Origin of the sequence: Paractinoplanes tereljensis, from assembly GCF_016862435.1 — a bacterium.
GTDB lineage: Bacteria > Actinomycetota > Actinomycetes > Mycobacteriales > Micromonosporaceae > Actinoplanes > Actinoplanes tereljensis.
Genome location: NZ_BOMY01000012.1, coordinates 92,093 through 115,645 on the forward strand (window position 1 = coordinate 92,093; position 23,553 = coordinate 115,645).

20 protein-coding genes are annotated in these 23,553 nt (G+C 68.8%); 11 read left to right on the forward strand and 9 right to left on the reverse strand.

The window, feature by feature from the left end; all coding sequences use genetic code 11:
* Nucleotides 1-2 precede the first annotated feature (2 nt).
* Nucleotides 3-935 carry a helix-turn-helix domain-containing protein gene (locus tag Ate02nite_RS08775; RefSeq protein ID WP_239147239.1) on the reverse strand — a complete coding sequence of 311 codons (933 nt, stop codon included), beginning with the start codon at nt 933-935 and terminating at the stop codon, nt 3-5.
* A 19-nt stretch (nt 936-954) separates the two neighbouring features.
* Nucleotides 955-2,070, reverse strand: a complete 1,116-nt coding sequence (locus Ate02nite_RS08780) for a type III PLP-dependent enzyme (protein WP_203801966.1) — start codon at nt 2,068-2,070, stop codon at nt 955-957.
* Between the two features lie 62 nt (nt 2,071-2,132).
* Between Ate02nite_RS08780 and Ate02nite_RS08785 the strand changes: the two genes are divergently transcribed.
* The gene (locus tag Ate02nite_RS08785; RefSeq protein ID WP_203801968.1) at nt 2,133-2,687 is read left to right on the forward strand and encodes an isochorismatase family protein; all 555 of its coding nucleotides are present in this window, start codon (nt 2,133-2,135) and stop codon (nt 2,685-2,687) included.
* A 60-nt stretch (nt 2,688-2,747) separates the two neighbouring features.
* Here the strand turns inward: Ate02nite_RS08785 and Ate02nite_RS08790 are convergent, their stop codons facing one another.
* The 4 genes from Ate02nite_RS08790 to Ate02nite_RS08805 are packed head-to-tail and all read right to left on the reverse strand — an operon-like array spanning nt 2,748 to nt 6,146.
* Nucleotides 2,748-3,536, reverse strand: coding sequence for an ABC transporter permease (locus Ate02nite_RS08790; RefSeq protein WP_239147240.1), 789 nt, complete (start codon nt 3,534-3,536; stop codon nt 2,748-2,750).
* A gap of 8 nt (nt 3,537-3,544) precedes the next feature.
* Entirely contained in the window at nt 3,545-4,291 is a 747-nt protein-coding gene (locus tag Ate02nite_RS08795; protein WP_203801974.1) for an ABC transporter permease, read from the reverse strand.
* A complete protein-coding gene (locus Ate02nite_RS08800; protein ID WP_203801977.1) occupies nt 4,288-5,037 on the reverse strand; it encodes an ABC transporter ATP-binding protein in 750 nt (249 codons plus the stop codon). The genes Ate02nite_RS08795 and Ate02nite_RS08800 overlap by 4 nt, the downstream gene beginning before the upstream one ends.
* Before the next feature lie 20 nt (nt 5,038-5,057).
* A complete protein-coding gene (locus Ate02nite_RS08805) occupies nt 5,058-6,146 on the reverse strand; it encodes an ABC transporter substrate-binding protein (protein ID WP_239147241.1) in 1,089 nt (362 codons plus the stop codon).
* 207 nt (nt 6,147-6,353) lie between these two features.
* On the opposite strand from Ate02nite_RS08805, the gene Ate02nite_RS08810 reads away from it, so the two are divergent.
* Nucleotides 6,354-7,148 (forward strand): SAM-dependent methyltransferase, encoded by a 795-nt coding sequence (locus Ate02nite_RS08810; RefSeq protein WP_203801980.1) that lies wholly within the window; start codon nt 6,354-6,356, stop codon nt 7,146-7,148.
* 3 nt (nt 7,149-7,151) lie between these two features.
* Here Ate02nite_RS08810 and Ate02nite_RS08815 read toward each other — a convergent pair whose 3' ends face one another.
* Nucleotides 7,152-7,871 carry a TetR/AcrR family transcriptional regulator gene (locus Ate02nite_RS08815; protein WP_203801983.1) on the reverse strand — a complete coding sequence of 240 codons (720 nt, stop codon included), beginning with the start codon at nt 7,869-7,871 and terminating at the stop codon, nt 7,152-7,154.
* A 92-nt stretch (nt 7,872-7,963) separates the two neighbouring features.
* On the opposite strand from Ate02nite_RS08815, the gene Ate02nite_RS08820 reads away from it, so the two are divergent.
* From Ate02nite_RS08820 to Ate02nite_RS08850, 6 genes are all read left to right on the forward strand, one after another.
* Nucleotides 7,964-9,391, forward strand: a complete 1,428-nt coding sequence (locus Ate02nite_RS08820; RefSeq protein WP_203801987.1) for an MFS transporter — start codon at nt 7,964-7,966, stop codon at nt 9,389-9,391.
* 83 nt (nt 9,392-9,474) lie between these two features.
* Nucleotides 9,475-11,592, forward strand: coding sequence for an L-lactate permease (locus tag Ate02nite_RS48650; protein ID WP_438871171.1), 2,118 nt, complete (start codon nt 9,475-9,477; stop codon nt 11,590-11,592).
* Nucleotides 11,593-11,791: 199 nt separating this feature from the next.
* Nucleotides 11,792-12,643, forward strand: coding sequence for a S1 family peptidase (locus tag Ate02nite_RS08835; RefSeq protein ID WP_203801989.1), 852 nt, complete (start codon nt 11,792-11,794; stop codon nt 12,641-12,643).
* 182 nt (nt 12,644-12,825) lie between these two features.
* The gene (locus Ate02nite_RS08840) at nt 12,826-13,260 is read left to right on the forward strand and encodes a hypothetical protein (RefSeq protein WP_203801992.1); all 435 of its coding nucleotides are present in this window, start codon (nt 12,826-12,828) and stop codon (nt 13,258-13,260) included.
* 193 nt (nt 13,261-13,453) lie between these two features.
* Nucleotides 13,454-15,481, forward strand: coding sequence for a cellulose binding domain-containing protein (locus Ate02nite_RS08845; RefSeq protein WP_203801995.1), 2,028 nt, complete (start codon nt 13,454-13,456; stop codon nt 15,479-15,481).
* Nucleotides 15,482-15,540: 59 nt separating this feature from the next.
* Nucleotides 15,541-16,152, forward strand: a complete 612-nt coding sequence (locus Ate02nite_RS08850; RefSeq protein WP_203801998.1) for a CPBP family glutamic-type intramembrane protease — start codon at nt 15,541-15,543, stop codon at nt 16,150-16,152.
* Between the two features lie 843 nt (nt 16,153-16,995).
* Here Ate02nite_RS08850 and Ate02nite_RS08855 read toward each other — a convergent pair.
* Nucleotides 16,996-18,432: an RICIN domain-containing protein gene (locus Ate02nite_RS08855; RefSeq protein WP_239147243.1), complete on the reverse strand. Its 1,437-nt coding sequence runs from the start codon at nt 18,430-18,432 to the stop codon at nt 16,996-16,998.
* Nucleotides 18,429-19,811, reverse strand: coding sequence for a pectinesterase family protein (locus tag Ate02nite_RS08860; protein WP_239147244.1), 1,383 nt, complete (start codon nt 19,809-19,811; stop codon nt 18,429-18,431). Before Ate02nite_RS08860 ends, Ate02nite_RS08855 begins: the two co-directional genes overlap by 4 nt.
* Before the next feature lie 313 nt (nt 19,812-20,124).
* Between Ate02nite_RS08860 and Ate02nite_RS08865 the strand changes: the two genes are divergently transcribed.
* The 3 genes from Ate02nite_RS08865 to Ate02nite_RS08875 all read left to right on the forward strand — a co-directional run bounded on the left by Ate02nite_RS08865 (nt 20,125) and on the right by Ate02nite_RS08875 (nt 23,515).
* A complete protein-coding gene (locus tag Ate02nite_RS08865; RefSeq protein ID WP_239147245.1) occupies nt 20,125-22,137 on the forward strand; it encodes a sigma-70 family RNA polymerase sigma factor in 2,013 nt (670 codons plus the stop codon).
* A gap of 89 nt (nt 22,138-22,226) precedes the next feature.
* The gene (locus Ate02nite_RS08870; protein WP_203802007.1) at nt 22,227-22,808 is read left to right on the forward strand and encodes a DUF4956 domain-containing protein; all 582 of its coding nucleotides are present in this window, start codon (nt 22,227-22,229) and stop codon (nt 22,806-22,808) included.
* Nucleotides 22,805-23,515 carry a polyphosphate polymerase domain-containing protein gene (locus Ate02nite_RS08875; RefSeq protein WP_203802010.1) on the forward strand — a complete coding sequence of 237 codons (711 nt, stop codon included), beginning with the start codon at nt 22,805-22,807 and terminating at the stop codon, nt 23,513-23,515. The genes Ate02nite_RS08870 and Ate02nite_RS08875 overlap by 4 nt, the downstream gene beginning before the upstream one ends.
* Nucleotides 23,516-23,553: the final 38 nt, after the last annotated feature.

The window sequence follows — 23,553 nt, forward strand, 5'->3', positions numbered from 1 at the left end:
GGTCAGAGCCAGCCACGTTTCGCCGCCTGGAAGGCCAGGCCGGCTCGACTGTCCACCCCGGCCACCGCCATCAGGCGGTCCAGGCGGCGCTGGACGGTCCGCTTGCTGATCCCCAGGTGGGTGGCGATCGACTTGTCCGGCAGGCCGGCCACCAGCAGCGACAGCAGCAAGCGATCGGGTTCCTCGGCCACCTCGGCGACCAGCGGCGTCGCCCGCTCCCAGTAACTCTCGAACAACGCGATAAGCGCGTCGAGCAGCTCGGAGGAGCGGATCAGCGCGGCGGTGGGCTCACCGGCGCCGCGCGCGGCATCCGGCACGAGCGGGCAGATCGCCAGGTTGCGGTCGGCGATGGCCAGCCGGACCGGAAGGATCGGCAGGGTACGGGCCTGTTCGCCCATCCCCACCGCCTCGAGGATGCTGGTCAGCTCGCCCGGCTTGTCGAGCAGCGCGCGTTCGTAGATCGCCCGATAGCGCACGCCGCGGGTCAGCGCCGGAGTCTCCTCGGTGTTGTCCGGGCCCTGCATGGCGATCGGGTTGGCCCGGCAGAACCAGCGGATCTCCTCCTTGGCCGAGTCCTGCATCTCGCGCAGCCGCTCGCGCAGCGCGGGCGCGCCGATCACGATCTCCATCAGGTGCTCGGTGCTGCGCCAGCGGTTGTTGCTGCGGTAGTCCTCGCTGAGCGCGGCCACCATCTGCCGGGCCGACTGCAGGTGCTCCTGCTCGCGCAGCAGCACCTCACCGAGCGCGACGTCGGGTGGTAACGCACGGTAGATCGGGCCGGCGGTCACCAGACCCCGGCGGCGCAGTTCCTCGAGCAGCGCAACGGCCTGCCCGGCACTGACCCCGGCCCGCTCCGCGAACTCGTCGGCACCGGCCCCGGCCATCCGCACCAGCAGCCGGTACGCCTGCTCCTCGGACGGCAGCAAGAGTTCCACGGGCACACTGTAAGAGGCTTTACCTATCGGCGTCTCCCCCCACCATGGGCAGGCAGACGGTGCGCAGCGGCGGGAATCCGTTGAAGCCGACCGAAGCGTAAGTGGCCGTGTACGCACCGGTGCCGTGGATCTGCACGATGTCGCCCGGCCGCAGCGCCAGCGGCAGTTCGTAGTTGACGTTCTGGTAGAGGATGTCGACGCTGTCGCAGGTGGGACCGGCCAGCACGACCGGGGCGGTGACCGCGCCGTCGTGCGGGGTGGTCAGGCGATATTGGATCGCCTCGTCCTCGGTCTCGGCCAGGCCGCCGAAGCGGCCGACATCCAGATAGACCCAGCGGGGCTCGTCCGCGTACGACTTGCGGGACACCAGCACCACCTCGGTGTGCAGCACGCCGGCCGGGGCCGCGATGTACCGCCCCGGCTCGATCATCAGGGCCGGCCGGGTGGCGAAGTGGGCCGACACCGCGGCGTCGATGGCCGCCGCGTACTTCTCGATCGGGGCCACCTCGGTCTGATAGTCGACCGGGAAGCCACCACCGCAGTTGACCAGCCGCAACGCGATGCCGTCGGCGGCCAGCCGGGCGAAGATCGCGGCCGCCTCGGCGATGCTCGGCTCCCAGCGACCCGGGTCGAGCTGCTGCGAGCCGACGTGGAAGCAGACCCCGGCCGGGTCGAGACCGTGCGCCGCGGCCCACCGGATCAGATCGACCGCCATCTCCGGCGCGCACCCGAACTTGCGGCTCAGCGGCCATCGCGCGCCCTTGCTGGAGGCCAGCACCCGGCAGATCACCGTGGCGCCGGGCGCGTGCTCGGCCAGCTTCTCCAATTCACCGAGACTGTCAAAGGCAAAAGTCCGAACACCCTTTCCGTACGCGTACGCGATGTCCTCGGCCTTTTTGATGGTGTTTCCGAAGGACAACGTGGCCGGTGGCGCGCCGGCTTCCAGGCCCATGTCGACCTCGGCCCGGCTGGCCACGTCGAAGTGGCAGCCGGCCTTGACCAACTCGATGAGCAGGGTGGGCTCGGGATTGGCCTTGACCGCGTAGTAGACCGGCGCATCGGGGAAGGCCGCGGCGATGCGGCGGTATTGAGCGACAGCAGCGGCGATGTCGACGAGCAGGTAGGGCGTGTCCATCCGTCTCCCCCGGGACTCCCTGTTCCGAAAAAATGTCGTACCCGGGGTCTAGCGTCCCATTCATGACCACGCTGGAAAACCGCCCCAACAGCGCCCTTCTGGTAATAGACGTGCAGAACGACGTGGTGGTCGGCGCCCACGACCGCGACCGCATCGTCGCCAACATCGCCGACCTGGTCGACCTGGCCCGCAACGCGGGCGTCGAGGTCATCTGGGTCCAGCACAGCAGTGACGACATGCCGATCGACTCCGACGGCTGGCAATACGTCCCGGAGCTGAAGCGCACCGACACCGAGGCCGTGGTCCACAAACGCTGGCCCGATTCCTTCGAGGACACCAACCTCGAGGAGGTGCTGGCCGCCCGCGGCGCCGGCCACCTCTACGTCTCCGGCGCCCAGACCGACGAGTGCATCCGCTCGACGCTGCACGGCGCGATCACCCGAGGCTACGACGCCACCCTGATCTCCGACGCCCACACCACGGAAGACCTCTCTTCCTACGGCGCCCCCACGCCCGACAAGGTGATCGCTCACACCAACCTCTACTGGCAGTACCACCGAGCCCCCGGCCGCACCGGCAACGCGCTAACCACCGCCGAGGTCAAATTCACGAAGTAACGCAGGTCGCCACGGGACGGAGACGGGCGGGCCGGAACGGCCCCGCCCGTACCTCTGCGGTTAAAGGGTTCGGGTTTGCTGTTCGGGGGCGTAACGGACGAGGGTGAGCTGTTCGATGACGCTGATCAGGGTGTAAAGCAGGATCGACGCGACCGTCACGATGGTTACGCCGGTCCACATCCGGTCCAGCTCGAAGGTCGTCACCGAGGCCAGCATCATGTAACCGAGGCCCTTGCCGGTGGCCAGCCATTCGGCCAGCAGGGCGCCGACCAGGGCCAGCGGGGCCGCCACCCGCATCGCGGCGAACAAAGCCGGCAGCGCGCCGGGCAGCTGGACGCGCAGCAGGGTGGCGTAGGGGGAAGCGCCGTAGGCGCGCATCAGGTCCATCGATGAGCTAGGCACGGCTCGCAGCGCCAGCGAGACGTTCACCAGGACCGGGAAGAACGTGACGATGCCGGCGATCACGGTGACCGCCATCAGGCCGCGGCCGAAGATCAGGGCGATCAGCGGGGTCATCGCGACAAGCGGGACCGCGCGCAGGGCCATGGCGATCGGGAGCAGGGTCTGTTCCACCGGGCGCCAGAGGGCGAAGGCCAGCGCGGTGACCAGCGCGGCGACGGTGCCGCCGAGCAGGCCGATCGCGGCGTCCAGGGCGGTGACCTTGCTGGCCTCCCAGAGCAGCGTGCGTTCGGGGCCGTGAGTGGGGTCGGTGAGGTAACGCCAGACGTCGAACGGACCCCGGGTCAGGAACGGGTCCAGGTCGAAGCCCTTGACCAGCAGCTGCCAGACGCCGCAGATGATCGCTACGGATAGGGCGGCGCCGCCGACTCCGTTCAGAAGCCGGATCAAGGCGCGCCTCATTCGGCAGCCCTCGGCGCCCACGGCGTGAGCAGGCGGCCGACCAGGGCGGTCAAGCCGTAAGCCGCGCCGGACAGGGCGGTGGCGGCCAGGGCGATGCCCCAGGTTCGTTCGACCGCGAGGCTCTGCTGTGAGTTGATCATTGCTACTCCCAGTCCGGACTCGGCGCCCAGGTACTCGCCGATGATCGCGCCGAGCATGGCGGCGGGGGCGGCGATGCGCAGACCGGCGAAGAGGTTCGGCAGCGACGCGCGCATCCGGACCTTCCACAGCTGGGTCCATTTGCCGCCACCATAGGCGCGGACCAGGTCGAGGCTGGTGCGGTCGGCGCTGCGCAGGCCGACGAGCGCGCCGACCAGCGTGGTGAAGATGACCGAGATGGCGGCCAGGATGACCTTGGATTTGTCTCCGGTGAACAGGACGGCCAGCACCGGGCCGATCGCGATCACCGGCAGGCAGTAACTGACCAGGGCCAGCTGCATGCCGGCCTTCTCGATCAGCGGGAACTGGATCAGCAGGAACGCGAAGCCGATCCCGATGGCGTTGCCCCACAGCCAGCCCCAGCCGGCCGTGCGCAGGGTGGCCTTGATGTTGGGCCAGTAGAACGACCAGCCGTCGTGCCCGAACTGGCTCAGGATCTTGGTGGGCGGCGGGACGGCGCGGCTGTCCGCGAACACCGTGCGGCCGACGATCTCCCAGACCACCAGCAGGACAAGGATGCCGGCGGCACCGTAGAGCCGTTTCACTTCTCGTCCCCGAACAGCAGGGCGCTGAGCTGGTCCTCCAACTCGTGGAAACGGGCGGTGCGCATCATCTCGGGGGTGCGCGGGCGGGGCAGGTCGATCTCCACCTGGGCGACGATCCGGCCCGGCCGGGCACTCATCACCGCGACCGTGTCGGCCAGGAAAACCGCCTCCGCGATCGAGTGGGTGACCAGCAGCGTGGTGGTGGCCCGCTCGGTCCAGATGCGCTGCAACTCCAGGTTGAGCCGCTGCCGGGTCATCTCGTCGAGGGCGCCGAACGGCTCGTCCAGCAGCAGGATGCGCGGCTCGACCACCAGCGCGCGGGCGATCGCCACCCGCTGCCGCATGCCGCCGGACAGCTGCGCCGGCCGGGCCTGCTCGAAGCCTTCGAGACCGACCAGCTTGATCAGCTCGGTGATCGTCTCGTTGCGCACCTTCACACCGCTGACCTCGAGCGGCAGCCGGATGTTGGCGGTCACCGACCGCCACGGCAGCAGCGCCGCGTCCTGGAACGCGATGCCCAGGTGGTGGTTGCGGCGGGTGGCCTCGGGTTCCTCGCCGTGCACGAACGCCTCGCCCGAGGTGGGCTTCTCCAGGTCGGCGAGGATGCGCAGGATCGTCGACTTGCCGCAGCCGGACGGGCCGAGCAGCGCGACGAACGCGCCCTCCGGGGTGTCCAGGTCGACGTGGTCGAGGGCGGTGACGGTGGACCGGCGGATCGTGAACTGCTTGGTGAGCTGCCGCAGCACGATCCCCCGGCCCTCCTCGGTCAGGACGTTCCCTTCAGGGTCGGGTTCTCGGTGTAGATCTCGGTGAGAACCGACATGTCGAACAGCTGCTCCTTGGTGATGGTCGTGCCGCCCAGGGCCAGCGTCTTGATCGTCTCCTCGATCAGTTCGTCGGTGATGGTGAACAGGCCGTTCTTCTTGGTGTCGTCGGTCGAGACCACGGTGTTCTGCGCGGTCGACTCGAGCACCTGCTCGGCCTCGTCCAGGCCCAGGTCCTTGCCGTACTTGGTGGCGGCCAGGTTGGCGCCCACCTTCGGGTCGGCGACCGAGTCGGTCCAGCCCTTGATGTCGCCGATGATCGCGGCCTTCAGCTTGTCGCGGTCGGAAGTCAGCGTGGACTTCTTCACCACGTAGACCTCGGAGACCATCGGGTAGCCGTGGTCGTTGAGCAGCATCACCGCGGTGTCGACGCCCTTGGTCTTGAGCAGGTTGGGCTCGTTGGTGAAGAACGAGAACCAGCCGTCGACCTCCTTGGACACCAGCGGCGACGGGTCGAACTGGGCCGGCACCTTGGTGACCTTGCTCGGGTCGATGTTGTTGGCCTTGAGGAACGCGTTCCACACCGGCTCGTTGGTGGCCTGCACACCGATCTTCTTGCCGATCAGCTCGGCCGGCGAGTTGATCGGCGCCGAGGCCAGCGACATGATGCAGAACGGGTTCTTCTGGTACTGCGCGCCGACGATGACCAGCTCGGCGCCCTTCAGGACGGCCGCCGCGGTGATGTCCGGCGAGGAAATGCCCAGCAGCGCCTTGCCCGACGCGACCACCGCGTCCTGGCTGACGTTGGGACCGCCCGCCATCAGATTGACCGAGCTGAAACCGGCGGCCGTGTAGTAGCCCTTGGTGTCCGCGATGTAGGCGCCCGCGAACTCCACGTTCTTGACCCAGGAGAGCTGGTAGTTGAGGGCACCGAAGTCCTTCGTGCCACCGGACGCCGACGACGACGGCGAGGAGGAGTCGTCGTCACCGCAGGCAGCCAGAACAGCAGCGCTGGCGCCGAAAAGCGCCAGGCCGGCGCCACCACGAAGCAGGGAACGCCGATTTATATATGAGGTCACGCTGAAGCTCACTTTCCCTGGAGAGGGCACGACGCTAACCAGGGCGTGTTTCACCGGAGTTTCCACAAAAAGCCCAGCGTGTGGCGGCTTTATCGGCCAGGTTTCGGGAGAAGTTCGAAGATCGAAGACGCCACCGCAGCGGTACGGGCGGGGCCGGATTCGGGGTTGCCGAGACCGCTTCTGGCCGGGGAGAATGCGCGCGCAGAAGGACTGTCGATCATGGACGGACGGGTCACGATGGGCGACGTGAACGAGCTGGACACCAATGTGCCGCAGACTGCGCGCATCTGGAACTACTGGCTCGGCGGCAAGGACAACTTCGAGGTCGACCGCCAGGTCGGTGAGCAGATCAAGGCCGCCTTCCCGGACATCGAGAAAAACGCCCGCGCGTCCCGGGCGTTTCTGGTGCGCTCGGTCAGCTTCGCGGCCGGTGAGGTCGGCATCCGCCAGTTCCTCGACGTCGGCACCGGCCTGCCCACCGCCGACAACACCCACGAGGTGGCCCAGCGGCTCGCGCCCGACGCCAAGATCGTCTACGTCGACAACGACCCGCTCGTGCTCGTGCACGCCCGCGCCCTGCTGACCAGCAGCCCCGAGGGCGTCACGCAGTACGTCGACGCCGACGGCCGCGACTCGGCCAAGGTGCTGGCCGAGGCCGGCAAGACCCTCGACTTCGACCAGCCGATCGCGCTGATCATGTCGGGCATCCTGGGCCACATCACCGACGACGAGCAGGCCCTGACGATGGTCCGGGAATACGTCGCCGCGCTCGCGCCGGGCAGTTACTTCATCGCCCTCGACGGCTCGCACAGCATCGAGCACGGCGAAGCCGAGAAGATCTGGAACGAACAGGCCAACCCGCCCTACGTGCTGCGCGGCCACGCCGCGTTCGGCCAGTTCTTCGAGGGTCTCGAGCTGGTCGAGCCCGGCGTCACCTCGGCGCCGCTGTGGCGCCCCACCGACACCGACCCGCAGCGACTCGACGTCGTGGCCGGGGTGGCCCGCAAGCCGTAACGGTCAGCCGAGGCCGGCGATCATCAGCCCGACGGTGAAGTCGAACCGATCGTGGCCGTCGCCGGCCGTCAGTTCGGCGGCGTACCGCCTGGTCTGCGGGAAGGTGTCGGGCAGCGCGGCGAACCGGCTGCGCATCTCGGCCCGGTCGACCACCCAGCCGTCCTCGCCGTCGGCCCGGACGGCGTCGCGCATCGAGATCTCCAAGCAGTACGCGTTGACGTAGAGCCCCAGCGCGTCGGTGGCCCAGGCGGCGGCCTGGACCGGCACGCCGCCGGCCAGCAGGATCGCGAACAACCCCTCGTTGACCCGCAGGGTGTCGAGGTTGGTCGGCACCATCGCCAGAGTGGCCCGAGTGATGCCCGGGAACCGCAGGTATTCGTCGCGCAGCTGAGCGCAGACGCCGGTGATCTGCTCCCGCCAGGCCCCGGGGTCGGGGGCGGGGAACTCGATCCGGGCGCAGAGCCGCCCGATGAGCAGCTCACCCAGGTCGTCCTTGTTGACCACGTGGGCGTAGAGCGACGCGGGGCCGGTCTCCAGGGCCGCGGCCAGCCGGCGCATCGTCAGGGCGTCGTAACCGTCCGCCGCCACCAGCTCGAACGCGGCGTCGACGATCGCGTCGACCGTGATCGGCTTCTTCGTCCCGCCGGACGGGCCGCGCCGCACGGTCGGCGCCGCGGGTTGCTGGTGACGTTCGTTACGTCGCTGCTGAGGGTTCCGAACCATGCGACCACTTTACAACCAAGGGGAACAGCGTTCTATCGTGTAGGAACAGCGTTCGTATAGATGCGAACGCCGTTCCTACGGAAGGACCGCAGATGACGGTCTCCACCCCACCCCGCTCGTTGCGGGACGCCTGGGTCGCCCTGGCCGGGCTGTGCGCGGTGTTCCTGTTCGAGATGCTGGACAACTCGATCCTGAACGTCGCACTGCCCACCATCGGCCGCGAACTGCACGCCTCGACGGTCACCCTGCAGTGGGCTACCGGCGCGTACGCCGTGGTGTTCGGTGGGTTGATGTTGGGCTTCGGCGCGATCGCCGACCGGTTCGGCCGCCGCCGGATCATGCTCATCGGCCTGGTCCTGCTGGGCGTGGCCAGCCTGGCCACCGCGTTCGTCACGACCGCGGAGCAACTGATCGCGGTCCGGGCGCTGATGGGCGTCGCGGCCGCGATGACCACGCCCGGTTCGGCGGCACTGGCGTTCCGGCTCTTCGAGGACGACACCCTGCGGGTACGGGCGATGACCCTGATCTCGACCGTGGGCCTGATCGGGCTCGCGATCGGCCCGACCACCGGCGGCTTCGTGCTCGCGATCGCGCCGTGGCAGGTCCTGCTGCTGGTCAACGTGCCGATCGCTGCCTTCGCACTGATCGCCGTGGGCACCGGCATCGCCGCCGACGAGCCCGCCGACCTGCACCGCGACCCGGTCGACGTGCTCGGCGCGGCGCTCGGCACCGCGACGATCGTGCTCGCCCTTGTCGCACCGACCCTGTTCGTGAACGAGGGCACCGGTTCGTGGGCGCCCTGGGCGGCCACCGCGGCCGCCGTCGCGGGCGCGATTCTCTTCGTGCTCCGCGAGCGGACAGCGCGCTACCCGCTGCTCGACCTCAACCTGGTCGCGCAGCCCCTGGTCTCGGCCGGTCTGGCCTACAAGGCCGCGGCCGGCCTGGCCACCGCCGGCCTCGGTTACCTGGTGACGCTGCAACTGCAGCTGGACTGGGGCTGGTCCCCCGCCCTCGCCGCGATCGGCATGCTGCCGCAGGTCATCGTCCTGGTCGCCGGGGGCGCGTTCGTCAATCCGTTCGTGCAGCGGGTCGGCCTCGACCGGGCCGCCTGGCTCAGCGCCGCCGCGGTCGTGACCGGGCTCGCCATCTACGGCCTGCTGGGCAGCTACGGCTACGGGTGGGTGGCCCTCGCCCTGGTGATCGAGGCGGCCGGGATGCGGGTGGTCGGCGTGGTCGCCGTGGTCAACGTGCTCCGCGGCCTGCCCGCGAACCGCACCACGATCGGCGCGGCGCTCACCGACACCGCCACCGAGGTCGCCTCCGGCATCGGCCTGGCCGTCACCGGCACCATCCTGGCGGCGATGTTCGCCGGCACCATCGCGACGTCGGACTGGACCACCCAGCAGACCGCCCAGTTCGAAGACGCGACCCGGATCTCCGGCCTGGTGCTCACCGTGGTGGCGGCCGCGCTCGTCGGCTGGGCGACCCTCCGCACCCGGAACGCCGCCGAAGACCAGTGATCAACCTCCGCACACCCCTTACCAGTGACGGCGGTCACGAGTAGATTCGCCACCAGGTAGATCGATAACTCTGGATGGTCGACATGGTGGATCAGTTCAGAATCGTGACCGACCCGGTGGCCGACTCGATCGCGATCTCCGCGATCTTCGCGGCGCTGCCCCTACTCACCCTGTTCGTGCTGCTGGGGGCCCTGCGGATGCGGGCCTGGCTGGCCGGGGTCATCTCGCTCGCGGTGGCCCTCGCGGTGGCGATCGTGGTCTACGCGATGCCGGTCGGGCAGGCACTGCTGTCGGCCACCGAGGGCGCGGCGTTCGGGTTCTTCCCGATCCTGTGGATCGTGCTCAACGCCATCTGGGTCTACAACCTGACCGTGGTGAGCGGCCACTTCGACGTGCTGCGCCGGTCGATGGCCCGGGTGAGCCCCGACATGCGGATCCAGGCGATCATCGTGGCGTTCTGCTTCGGCGCGCTGCTCGAGGCGCTGGCCGGTTTCGGCACCCCGGTCGCGGTCACCGTGGTGATGCTGATGGCCCTCGGCTTCCCGCCGATCCGGGCGGCCGCCGTGGCGCTGATCGCCAACACCGCGCCGGTCGCCTTCGGCGCGCTGGCCACCCCGATCACCACGCTCGGCACGGTCACCTCCGGCGCCGTCGACGACCCGCGGCTGAACGCCGACACGCTCGGCGCCATGGTCGGCCGCCAGACCCCCTTCCTGGCCCTGATCGTCCCGCTGATCCTGGTCGCGGTGATCGACGGCCGGCGCGGCATCCGGCAGACCTGGCCGGCCGCCACGGTGGCCGGCGTGGTCTTCGCGATCGCCCAGTTCCTGGCCTCCAACTACGTCTCGGTCCCGCTGACCGACATCATCGCGTCGCTGGCCGCCGCAGCCGCCGTAGTGCTCCTCCTGCGCATCTGGCAGCCCGCCGAGACCCCACCCCTGCACGCCGGCGAGGGCGAACTGGTAACCGCCGGAACCCGCCGCCGCCTCACCGGCCGAGGAGGCGCGGACCTGGGCGAGCCGGATACCGGCCGGGGCGGCGCCGACAGTGACGGCAACACCCTCACCGGACGCGGCGGGGCCGACCTGGGCGATGACGACCCCGATACCGGCCGAGGTGGCGCCGACGGCGACGGTGACGACCTCACCGGCAACACCCTTACCGGGCGCGGCGGCGCTGACCTCGGCGAGCCGGACACCGGGCGTGGCGGCGCGGACCTGGGCGAACCCAGCACCGAGCCCGGTGGCGACGACCCGGACACCGGCCGGGGCGGCGCCGACGGCGAGGGCGACACCCTCACCGGACGCGGCGGCTCGGACCTGGGTGACCCCGACACCGGGCGCGGCGGCGCCGACGCGCAGGCGGGGCGGCATCGGGTCGATGACGACGCAACGGCCGGGGCGCCGCGGAGCGGCGGGAACGCGTACGCCGCAAGGCAGGACGATCAGCGTGACTCGCCCGCCGAGATCGCCCGCGCCTACGCCCCGTATTTGATCATCATTGCGATCTTCTCGATTGCCAGCCTCGGGCCGATCAAGGCCGCCCTCGCCAAGGAGCCCTGGACGGTCGTCTTCGCCTGGCCGGGCCTGCACGTGACGGGAGCGAGCGGGAAGCCGCTGTCGTCGGTCAACTTCACCTTCGGCTGGCTTCCGGCGGCCGGAACGCTGATGATCCTCGCCGGCATCCTGACCGCCATCGTGCTGCGAGTCAGCGTCGGCTCGGCGGTGCGGGCCTACCGGGACACCTATTGGACCCTCCGGCACGCGATCGTCACGGTGATGGCGGTGCTGGCCCTCGCCTACGTGATGAACCAGTCCGGGCAGACCAACACGCTCGGCGAGTTCCTCGCGGCGGCCGGCGGCTTCTTCGTCTTCCTGTCGTCGATTCTCGGCTGGATCGGGGTCGCCGTGACCGGGTCGGACACCTCGGCGAACGCGCTGTTCGGCGCCCTGCAGGTGCAGACCGCGACGAAGGCCGGCCTGGACCCGGTGCTGCTGGCCGCGGCCAACTCCTCGGGCGGCGTACTCGGCAAGATGATCAGCCCGCAGAACCTGGCGATCGCCGCGGCGGCCGTCGGCATGTCCGGCAAGGAGGGTGACATCTTCCGCCGGGTGGTCGGCTGGAGCCTGGTGCTGCTGCTGGTCATGTGCGTGCTGGTGACGCTGCAGGGCACCCCGGTTCTGGACTGGATGGTGCCGTGACCCCGACCAGGGAGATCATCACCTGGCGGAAGCGAGCCGACGACACTCGGGTGGCAGCGCTGCGCGCGGCTCAGGAGACCCGGTAACGGCATTGATTGACATCGGTCAATCTCAATGCAAGGGTACGGGCACCCCAGGTGTCAGCGTGTCGCCGACCCGTCACGCGCCCACACCCCCGAAAGAGCAGAAGGGACCCTTCATGCGCCTACGACGGGCAATCGCACTCGGTGCCGCCACGATCGCGGCCGCCACCGGCATCCTCGCCGGCCCGGCCGCCGCCGCTCAGGCCGCCGCCCCGACCACGGCTCTCGCCGCCGTCACCCTGGCCAACACCATCAAGCTGAGCAACTGCTCGGCCGCGCTGGTGCGTTTCCCCAGTTCGGTCTCGAGCGACCGGGCGATGATGCTGACCAACGGGCACTGCTACGAGGGCGGCATGCCGGGCGCCGGCGTGGTGATCCAGAACCGGACCAGCACCCGCAGCGGCTCACTGCTGAACTCGAGCGGCACCGCGCTCGGCACGGTCCGGGCCGACCGCGTCCTCTACGCGACGATGACCGGCACCGACGTCACGCTCTACCGCCTCACCTCCACCTTCGCGACGCTGAGCAGCAACTACGGTGCGACCGCGCTGACCATCTCGAGCAGCCACCCGGTCGCCGGTTCGAGCATCACGATCCCGTCCAGCTACTGGAAGCAGATCTGGAACTGCAAGATCGACAGCTTCGTGAGCACGCTGCGGGAGGGCGTTTGGACCTGGAAGGACTCGATCCGGTACGACGTCAACTGCGACACGATCCACGGCACCTCGGGTTCGCCGCTGGTGGACGCGACAAGCGGCCAGATCGTCGGCATCAACAACACCGGTAACGACGACGGCGCGATGTGCACCCTGAACAATCCGTGCGAGGTGGACGCGAACGGCACCACGCACGCATACCAGGGACAGAGCTATGGCGAGCAGACGTACTGGTTCACGACCTGCCTCAATGCCAGCCGCACTATCGATTTGACCGTGTCGGGCTGCCTGCTGACCAAACCGACAAGCTGACTCGTCCGAACGGACTAATCGATGCAGGTCCGGCGGGCTATTCCCGCCGGACCGCATTTTTAATCATCAAATAGCCCCTCGATCAATTCACCTATTCGGGTGTGCGTTTTAAAGCGGACAAATGCCGTGATTTTCCTATGATCTTCACATCGGCATTACCCCGGATACGAAGAGGTGAAGCGATGAATAAAGTTGCCCGCATGATCGTGATGTCCGGAATGGCCGCTGCGGCCGCAGTGGCATTCAGCGCCGGCCCGGCCGCCGCCGCATCGGACACGGCGGCGCCCGCCGCGCCCAAGTCCACGACCAAGGTCGCGGACAAGCCCGCACCGTTCGGCACCCGGATCGCCGGCTACTACCGCAGCCCGATCGCCTGCAACCGGGCCGGCCGCGTCGGCGAGTGGCGTAACCAGTGGGACAACTACCGCTGCTACCCCGTGCGGTTCGGCTTCAAGCGCGGTTACTGGGCGCTGCAGGTGAGCTGGAACCACGGCGGCTTCCCTGGTCACCACGGCCCGATCGGGTTCCCCGGCCACCCGGGCCCCGGCTTCCCGGGCCACCACGGCCCGCAGCCGCACTTCCCGCCGCACCACCCGAACTTCACGGTCAAGAAGTAATCCCGACCCAGAAGAGCAGTTAACGGCCGAGGGCCGCACCCGGAAACGGGTGCGGCCCTCGCCGCATTTCCGGCCTAATTCGCAGAGTCACAGGAAATTCCCAGGAAATATTCCGCATATTGACAGTGCTCATTCTCAACCGCAAAATGGGAGCGCTCCCATCCCCCCTGAATATCCACCCACTTGGAGAGCCATGCAGTCCGCGATTCCCCGTCGCGCGGCCCTGGGCGCTGCCCTTCTCGCCGCCACCGCCCTGGTCGCGCCACCGGCCCAGGGCGCCTTCGCCGCCACCACCCCAGTGCAGGTCAGCGTCAACGCCCGAGCAGGTCAGGCCACCGTCCCGGCCACCGCGCTCGGCGTCAACGACGCCATCTGGGACACCACGCTCGGCACCGACGCCGTCGCCGACCTGCTCGGTGCGGCCGGCGTCAAGATGATCCGCTACCCCGGCGGTTCCTACGCCGACATCTACCACTGGGAGACGCACACCGCGCCCGGCGGTTACGTCGCACCGAACACCGACTTCGACACGTTCATGGCGTCGGCCCGCCGCACCGGCGCCCAGCCGATGATCATCGCGAACTACGGCACCGGCTCGGCCGAGGAGGCCGCCGGCTGGGTCCGGTACGCCAACGTGACCAAGGGCTACCAGGCCAAGTACTGGACGATCGGCAACGAGAACTACGGCAACGGCCGGTACGGCTCGGCCTGGGAGGCCGACGACCACACCGACCTCAGCCCCACCCAGTACGCGAACGAGGTGGTCGCCTACGCCGACGCGATGAAGGCGGTCGACCCGACGATCAAGGTGGGCGCCGTGCTCACCACGCCCGCGAACTGGCCGGACGGGATCGTCGCGTCCGGCGACAGCGCCACCTGGAACCAGACCGTGCTGTCCATCGCCGGCCCGCACATCGACTTCGCCGACGTGCACTGGTACCCGGGCGGCGGCAGCGCGGCCGAGGCGATCGGCAAGACCCAGTACATCGACGACACCGTCTACGCGCTGCGGCAGCAGATCAACAAGTTCGGCGGCGCCAACGCCGGCAAGATCGGGATCAGCCTGACCGAGCTCAACGTCGGGGTCGGGCAGAACACCCAGCCCGGCGCGATCTTCCTGGCCGACGCGTACGCGAGCCTGATCGCGAACGGCGTCTTCACCGTGCAGTGGTGGAACGTCCACAACGGCATCGGCACCCCCTCGACGGTGGCCGGGCAGACCGACTACAACGACTTCGGCCTGCTCTCCAGCGGCACCTGCACCGCCGACAACTCGGTCTGCGAGCCGGCCCTGAACACGCCGTTCGCGCCGTACCACGCGCTGAAGCTGCTGTCGTCGTTCCTGCACCCCGGCGACCAGACGATCCGGGCCGGCACCGACAACCCGCTGGTCACCGCGCACGCGGCCCGGCGACCGAACGGCGACCTGTCGGTCCTGCTGATCAACAAGGACCCGGACGCCGCGCACGACGTAGCGGTCAGCTACGCCGGCTACACCCCGTCCGCGGCCGCGCCGACGGTGCTCACCTACGGCAACGGCGACACCGCGATCCACGCGGGCAGCGCGACCACGCTTCCGGCGTACTCGCTGACGCTGTTGACCCTCAAGCCCGCCGCCGCAAGCACGGCGCCGCAGGCGCCGACCCAGGTCACCGCGTCGGCGGTGACCGACCGCACCGCCACAATCAGCTGGACCGGGGTGGCCAAGGCCACCAAGTACGAGATCTACCGGGCCAACGGCGCGATCAGCGAACAGCTCGGCGAGACCAGCGGTACGTCGTTCACGGTCCGCAACCTCCAGCCCGGCAAGCGGTACACGGTGAACGTGCTGGCCCGCGACAACGCCGGCAACCAGTCCTGGTCCTCGGCCCCGCTGACCTTCACCACCGGCGCCCCCGCCACCAGCACCTGCACGGTGAAGTTCGCCGACGTCAACGACTGGGGCAACGGCTACGTGGGCCAGGTAGACATCACCAACACCGGCCCGGCCGCCCTGACCGGCTGGACGCTCAACTACACCTGGCCGACCACGTGGCAGACCGTGAGCAGCGGCTGGTCCGCCACCTGGACCCAGACCGGCACCGACGTCCGGGTAACGAGCGACGCCACCTTGGCCGCTAACGGCGGCACGACCTCGGCCGGCTTCGTAGGTTCCTACAGCGGCCCGAACATCCTGCCCACCGCCTTCACCCTAAACGGCACGGTCTGCTCGATCGCCTGACCAGCGGCGGTAACCCGGACCTCGCGCCCGGGTTACCGCCACCAGTTACCGTCCGCCCGATGAGACTGCTCGAGTACCTGCTGATCTTCTTCGGACTCGTCGGTCTCTACATCGCCGTCCACGTGCCCGGCGGCCCGATCCCGGTGCTGCTGCTGGCGGCCGTCGCGGTGGTCGTCTACCTGCGGCGTACCCGCACGGCTCTGCTTCGAGCCGGCGCCCTGCGGACGGCCCTGCCCGGCGTACTCGCCCTGTGGTTGGCCGTTTCGGTTCTCGCGGTGGTCGCGGTCGCGCTGTTCGACCGCGACCACCTGTTCGACCTGCCGCGGCGCGAGCCGCTGCTGTGGCTCGCGATCGTGATCTTCTATCCGCTCGTCTCGGTCTATCCGCAGGAGTTGCTGTTCCGGGCGTTCCTGCTGCACCGGTACGCGCCGGTGTTCGGGACCGGCCTGGCCGCCGCCGCGGCAAGCGCGGTGGCCTTCGGCTTCGCCCACCTGCTCTTCGGAAACGTGCTCGCGGTGGTCGCCACGATCGCCGGCGGCTGGCTGTTCGCCCGCCGTTACCAGCGCACCGGCTCGCTGCTCGTGGTGTCGGTCGAGCACGCCCTCTACGGCCTAACCATCTTCACCGTCGGGCTGGGGCAGTACTTCTATCACGGCGCGGCGACGCTCTGAGGCGCGGCGAATCGGCCGGAATCGGGCCACGGATCTGCCGGGCCACCGCACCACGAAGACCCTCGACCATGTCGACTTCCCTAGGCCTGAACACGAACTCTCCAAGATCACCGCAAGGGAGGCGCGGGCGGGCGCGGCAGGCGCGGGCGCCGCAGACGCAGGCGCGGCAAGCGCAGGAAACGGGCGCGCGGCAAGCGAAACACCAGGCCCGAAGGCTCGGGTGGTCTCCTCGCGCCGAACCCCCACCCCACCCCGCCGGTCTCCGAGCGCGGCCGGGGGTTTGGGGGCAGAGCCTCCAATGTCTTGAAGCCGCACCGAATCCACCGAGATAGGCCCGCGGATCTGCCGCCCACCACCCAAGATCAAAGCGGCCCCCCGAAGCCTCAAACGCACCCCGCAGGTCAGACCAGGCCTGACCCGGTGCCGGTGGTGCACCCCATGCAGGTTGAAGGCCAGCACAATGGACTCCAACACCCGGGGCAGACGCACGTTCATCGCCTCCACTGGCTGGTCCAGCGCGGTCGAGAAGTGGTACGCGTTGTCCGCCAACGAAACCAAACAGGCCCGCCCGGCCAGCACCGCCGAACAGGCGCAGGTAATAGGCCGGAGCAGCGGAAGCCCACGACCCCGACGAGTACACCTCGGTGCGCTCCCGCGGCGTCCGGGAAACCGGTGATGCAGCAGATAGCCGGACTTGAGCAGGATGAACGGCGCGCCGTAGCCGATGGCGAGGGCTCGCCCGAGGCGGTCGTTCCAGGGGCGGTCGCGCAGTACGTGTACGGGAAACGACGCCGGCCGGAGCAGAGCAACTCCGGCCGGCGTCTCCCCTCATCCCGAATGTGGTCAGTAGGTGATGCTCGCCTGCGGGCCGGAGTACGCCTTGACGATCGACGGCACGTCGGCCGCCGCGTCCAGGGTGTACGAGTAGAAGCTGCTCGGCGTGAACGCGGAACCGCCGGTCACCTGGGCGCCGGTGCAGTTCACGGCGATGCTGCCGCTCTGCTTCAGCTGGCCCTTGGTGGTGTCGTCGATGTTCCACGGGTTCTTGACGTTGTCGAAGTAGCTGTTCTCCAGAACCATCTTGGTGCTGCCTCGCGACAGGTTGCCGTACGAGGTGATGTTCTGCAGGTAGTTGTTGTAGAGGTGCGCGTACTGCAGGTTGTCGGCGCTCGGGTTGCGCTGGTTCGTGTTGTAGAACCAGTTGTGGTGGATGGTTTCCCGGGCGGTGACGTTGTCGGTCCAGCCGATGCCGAGCGTCTTGTTGTGGTTGCCCAGCTGGTTCCACGAGATGGTCACGTTGGTCGTGTCCTTGCGGCTGTCGATGTAGCCGTCGTTGATGCTCGTGAACGTGTTGTGGTCGATCCACACGTGGTCGGCGGTGTCCATCTGGATGCCGTCGTAGTCGAAGTCCTTGTCATCGGGGTCGTCCGACGCGACGGCGGTGTCGCCGATGGTCAGGTTCCGGATGATCACGTTCTTCACCCCGGCGGCCAGGAAGAAGCCACCGTTCTTGATCCGCCCGGTGGTGCCCACCCCGACGATCGTCTTGTTGCTGGTTACCCGGACCTCGTACCCGAAGGTCGGCACGGTGATGGTTCCGCTGACCTTGATGACGTACGCCTCGGTGGCCGTCGCGTACTTCAGGAAGTCGGCGTAGGTGGTGACCGTGACCGTCGTGCCGCCCGCACCACCGGTGGTTCCGCCGGCGAAGCCGTCGGCGGTGTTGGAGAACGTGCGCCCGCCGGTGGAGACCGAGTTGAAGGCCCACTGCTTGTTGGAGTTGGCCGAGCAGGTCTCCTGGATGATCGGCGCGCCGGAGGCGGTGGAGGCGCCCTGGTCGGATAGGCACAGGCCGCTGTTGACGTTGATGATCTGGAACGTGTTGGTGCCGCTCGCGACCAGCGTGAACAGCTGATTGGTCTGCGAGGACACGCACGTGTACTGCTGTACCTGGACGCCCGAGGTCTTGGAGGCGGCCGGGATGTCGATGCACTTGCCGCTGTTGACGTTGACCAGCTGATACTGCGAGCTGGTCACGGCGGTGAGCTTGAACTGCTGCCAGGCCGCCCCGGTGGTGCAGCCCCACTGCTGGAGCAACGCGCTGTTGTCCTTCGAGGCGGCCGGCACGTCGATGCACTTGCCGCTCTTGGTCACCGCGAGCTGGTAGGTGCCGCCGGCTGCGGGCAGGGTGGCCGCCTCGGACGGCATCATCGAGATCCCGACCAGCAGGGCCGGCACGGCGACGGTGGCGACCGCGCCAAAAATCAGCTTCTTCTTCACAGCGGGTTCCATCCATCCGTGCCGGCGAGGTACTTCTGCGGGGTGTAGCTGGCGGCCGTCGAGTCGGACATCTGCGGCCGGTTGCTGTTGGTGGTCGCGCCCGAGCCGGTGTTCTCGTACTCGAAGAAGCGGGCGTTCTTCCACGAGTTGCTGGACATGTCGATCCACGGCTGGGCGGTGGCCAGCGCGACGCTCAGCGACGACTCGCGGTAGAGGACCTGCGCGTCGGCGCCCCACGGGCGGCCGAGCTGGGTCTTTCCGCTGGCGGCGCCGGTGATGGTGCATTTGTAGAAGAGGAAGCCGTACGCGTTGGCGGCATCGGTTTTCGCGGCCGTGATCGGCCCGCCGCTCGACCGCTTCTCGTAGATCGACGAGGTGTTGAAGACCGCGGTCCCGCCGCCGAAGATGAAGTCGACGGTGCCCTCGACGTACGAGTTCGTGTAGTACGAGCGGCCGGCGTTGACCAGCAGGGTGTCCTGGGCGCCGAGGAAGCGGACGTTGTTGAACACCGACTTGTCGGCGTTGACGTTGACCGCGACCGCCTGGCTGCCTTCGCCGTAATCGTTGGACAGGGTGATGTTGCTGGCGGCGAAGTCGTGGCCGTTGACGAAGACCGTCGCGCTGCCCGAGGTGCCGTAACCGCCGGCCGAGCTGTGGTTGTTCACGATCACCGTTTGCGATGCCGATGAACCAAGACCCTGGAGTGTCACGTACGGCTTGGTGGCCGGGACGGTGACGATCTCGCGATAGGTACCGGCCTTGACGGTGATGGTCCGGCGAGTGGTGTTGTTCGCCGGCACGGCGTCGATCGCGGCCTGGATCGTCGTGTACTGCCCGGTGCCGTCAGAAGCGACGACCGGGGCGGCGGCGTTATTTACAAACGACCACTGCTTGTTCGAGTTGGAGGTGCAGGTCTCTTGGATGATCGCGGCCCCGGACGCGGTGGAAGCGCCCTGGTCGGACAGGCAGAGCCCGCTGTTCACGTTGATGATCTGGAACGTGTTGGTGCCGTTCGCGGCCAGCGTGAACAGCTGGTTGGCCTGCGAGGACACGCACGTGTACTGCTGCACCTGGACGCCGGAGGTCTTGGACGCCGCCGGGATGTCGATGCACTTGCCGCTGTTGACGTTGACCAGCTGATACTGCGAGCTGGTCACGGCGGTGAGCTTGAACTGCTGCCAGGCCGCCCCGGTGGTGCAGCCCCACTGCTGCAGCAGCGCGCTGTTGTCCTTGGACGCGGCCGGCACATCGATGCACTTACCGCTCTTGGTCACCGCGAGCTGGTAAACGCCGCCCGCGGCCGGGAGGGTCGCCGCCGAGGACGGCAGGGCGGCGTAGACGATGGCGGCCGTGGGGATGCTGATCGCCAGCGCGGCCACCAGGAACCTTCGTTTTGCTCCGGACAACTTTCCCGATCCTCTCGCCCGTTCGGTGACGCTGGGTATGGGAGCGCTCCCATTGAGTCACCCTGAGTGATTCCGCCCGGGGGAAGGCGGCACCCTGGTAGATGCTCGGGTGCGGAAGGGACAACAAAAACCGCGAAGATTTCTTTGTTGTCGCTTCCCGGATCGGCGTGTAACGATGGCGCCGGCTTCCGTTGTCGCAGTTCATGCCACTCCCCAGCGTTGCCTCTAGCGACATCCGTCGATGTTGTGGCTCGTCTCGACCACGAACCACTGAGGAAGGGCGCCCGTGACTCAGAGTCAGATCGCTCCCGAGGTCTCCCGGCTCGTGCGGGATGCCCAGGACGGCAGTTCCGGCGCCCTCGACGAGCTCATCGCGCTCCACATGCCGCTCGTCTACAACATCATCGGGCGGGCGCTGGCCGGCCATCCGGACGTCGACGACCTGGTGCAGGAGACCATGCTGCGGGCCATCCGCGGCCTGCCCGGACTGCGCGAACCGGACCGCTTCCGGTCCTGGCTGGTGGCCATCGCGTACCGGCAGATCCAGCTCTACCTGCGCTCCCGCAAGGCGACCCGGATGCGGCGGGTGGCCGAGCCGGTCGAGGTGGCCGACCCGCGCGGCGACTTCGCCGACCGCACCGCGGCCGAGCTGGTCGTCGCCGACCAGCGCCGGGAGTTGGCCGAGGCTGCCCGCTGGCTCGACGACGGTGACCGGCGGTTGCTCGGCCTGTGGTGGCAGGAGGCCAGCGGCGAGCTGACCCGCACCGAGCTGGCCGAGGCGATCGAGGTGCAACCCAAGCACGCGGCCGTTCGGGTGCAGCGGATGAAGGCGCAGCTCGACGCGGCCCGCGGGGTGGTGCGGGCACTGCGGGCCCGGCCGCGCTGCCCGGAGCTGACCGACCAGCTGCGCCGGTGGAACGGGGCGGCCGACCCGCTGTGGCGCAAGCGGTTCGTGCGGCACATCCGCGAGTGTCCGATGTGTGCGCCGCGCCGCGAAGGCCTGGTCGCGCCGGAGGAACTGCTGCTCGGCATGGGCGCGCTGCCGGTGCCGGTGGGTCTGGCGGTCGGCCTGAAATCGGCGGCGCTGTCCTCCAAGGTGTCGCTGCTCAAGTCACTGACGGTAGCGGCGACGACGACCGTCGCAGTGGGCGGCGGACTCGCGTACGCGGTCTATCACGAGTCCCTGCCGCCCGGCGGCGACACGGTGACGGTGACCCCGACGCTGACCCGGTCGGCCGCGCCGGGCACCGCCCGCCGGGTGCAGACGAACCCGCCGTCGGTCACCGCGACCACCCCCTTCGCCGCCGTGCCGGTGTCCGCCATCGTCGTCGCGCCCGGTGGCTCCGACACCGGGAACGGCAGCGTCAAGCGGCCGTACGCAACCGTGGCCAAGGCCGTGTCGGTAGTGCAGCCGGGGCAGACCATCGCGCTGCGCGGCGGCACCTATCGGCTGTCCACCGAGCTCTCGATCGAGACCAGCGGCACCGCGGCCAAGCGGATCGTGCTCACCAACTACGCGAACGAGCGGCCGGTCATCGACGCGTCCGGCGTGCCGGCCGACCAGTGGGCGATCACCCAGTCGGCGGCGTTCTGGACGGTGCAGGGGCTCGAGGTGACCGGGGCGCGCAGTCACGCGTACGTCTGCCGGGCCTGCCACGACGTGATCTTCCGGCGGTTGTCGATGCACGACAACGCCGCCTCCGGCCTGATGCTGCGCGATCCGGGCACCACGAACAACCAGGTGCTGGACAGCGACTTCTTCGACAACCGCGGTGGGCTGGGGATTCAGTTCGGATCCGGGACCGGCAATCTGGTCCGGGGCAACCGGGCGTACGGGAACGGGTCCTCGGGTTTTGATCTTGGGGGTTTCACCGACCCGGTGTCGCTCGAGTACAACTGGGCCTATCGCAACGAGGCCAACGGGTTCGCGCTGGCCGGCAGTGACGTGGCCGCCGCGCACGAGCTGCGGCACAACGCGGCGTGGGACAACGGCGGGCCCGGGTTCACCGACGACGGCGGGACCGGGGCATTGCAGCTGAGCAATAACACCGCCTGGCGCAACGGGGGCAGCGGCTTCGCGTTCCCGAACGCGCCGGCCCTGCTGCGGTCCAACGCGGCCGCCGGCAACCCGGTCTCGCTCGCCGCGAACGCCCAGCTCAGCCGGAACAACTGGGCGGAGACCTTCCGCTCGACCGACCCGGCACAGGCCGAGGGCGCCCGCCAGCCGGACGGCAAGTTGCCGCGCACCGACTTCCTGGCGACCGGCGACGGCGTCGGCGCATCGATGGGTGGCTATTGATTCACAGGTGATTCTTAGGTTGTTTCGAGGGACTTCGACCTAACCTGACTATCGACGTTCATCGATAGTTCACCAGGAGGTCACCCCACATGCCCCGGCTCGCGCTCTTCGCGATCGATCTCGTCGCGGTGACCATTCTCGTCTTCGGTCTCTATTTTCCGCGGCATCGGCGCCGGGATCTGGTCGTGGCTTACCTCGGCGTCAACGTCGGGGTGCTCTCGGTAACCGGCGCGCTGAGCGAGAGCTCGGTCGGCGCCGGCCTCGGACTCGGCCTCTTCGGTGTCCTCTCGATCATCCGGCTTCGCTCCACCGAGGTGGACCAGCGCGAGGTCGCCTATTACTTCTCCGCTCTCGCCCTGGGCATCCTCGGCCCGCTCAACGCCGGACCGTTCTGGCTCACGCCGGCGCTGATGGCCCTGATCCTGACCGTGATGTACCTCGGCGACCACCCCCGGCTGTTCCGCTCCTACCGCCGGCAGACGCTGGTGCTCGACTCGGCGATCACCGACCACCTCGCGCTGATCGCCCAGCTGGAGGGGATCCTCGGGGCCCGGGTGCACTCGGCCGTGGTGGAACGGGTCGACCTGGTGAACGAGACGACCATCGTGGACGTCCGGTACTCGCACGCCTCCGCCGACCGCGCGATCGTCGCCGCCGGGGTGCGCGGATGACCCTCGACACGATCTCGCTCGACGAACTCCTGGAAAAGGCCGAACTGCAAACCCGGGTCGACCGCAAGTACGTGCTGCCAGTGGCCGAGGCACTCGCGTTGCCGGATCGGCTCGCGGGCCGGGCCCGGATCCTGGAGATCGACGGGCAGCAGACCTTCCGCTACCGGTCCGTCTACTTCGACACCCCCGAGCTGACCAGCTTCCGGCTCGCCGCCACCCGGCGGCGGCACCGGTACAAGGTGCGCACCCGGACGTACGTCGACTCGGCGCTGTGCTGGCTCGAGGTGAAGACCGAGGGGTACCGGGGCGGGACCGTGAAGGACCGGCTGCCGTACGAGATGGTCGACCACGAGACGGTGGAACCCGGCCACTGGTTCGTCGACCGGGTCCTCGGGTACCTGCCCGCCCTGGCGCCCACCCTGGTCACCGACTATCGGCGCGCGACCCTGCACGTGTTCGCCGACGACTCCCGGCTGACCATCGACACCGATCTGGGCTGGCAGGACGCCTCGGGAAGCCGGTTGCACCGGCCGGACCTGGCCATCGTCGAGACCAAGACCCGGTCGGCGCCGTCCGGGGTGGACCGGCTGCTCTGGGCCGGCGGGCGGCGGCCGGTGCGCATCTCGAAGTACGCGACCGGGCTGGCCGCACTTCGCCCCGAACTCCCTGCGGTGCCCTGGCGCCGTACGCTCCGCCGCTTCTTTTAAAGCCTTTTTTTCGTGTTTTTTTAAGAAAGGCACCAATC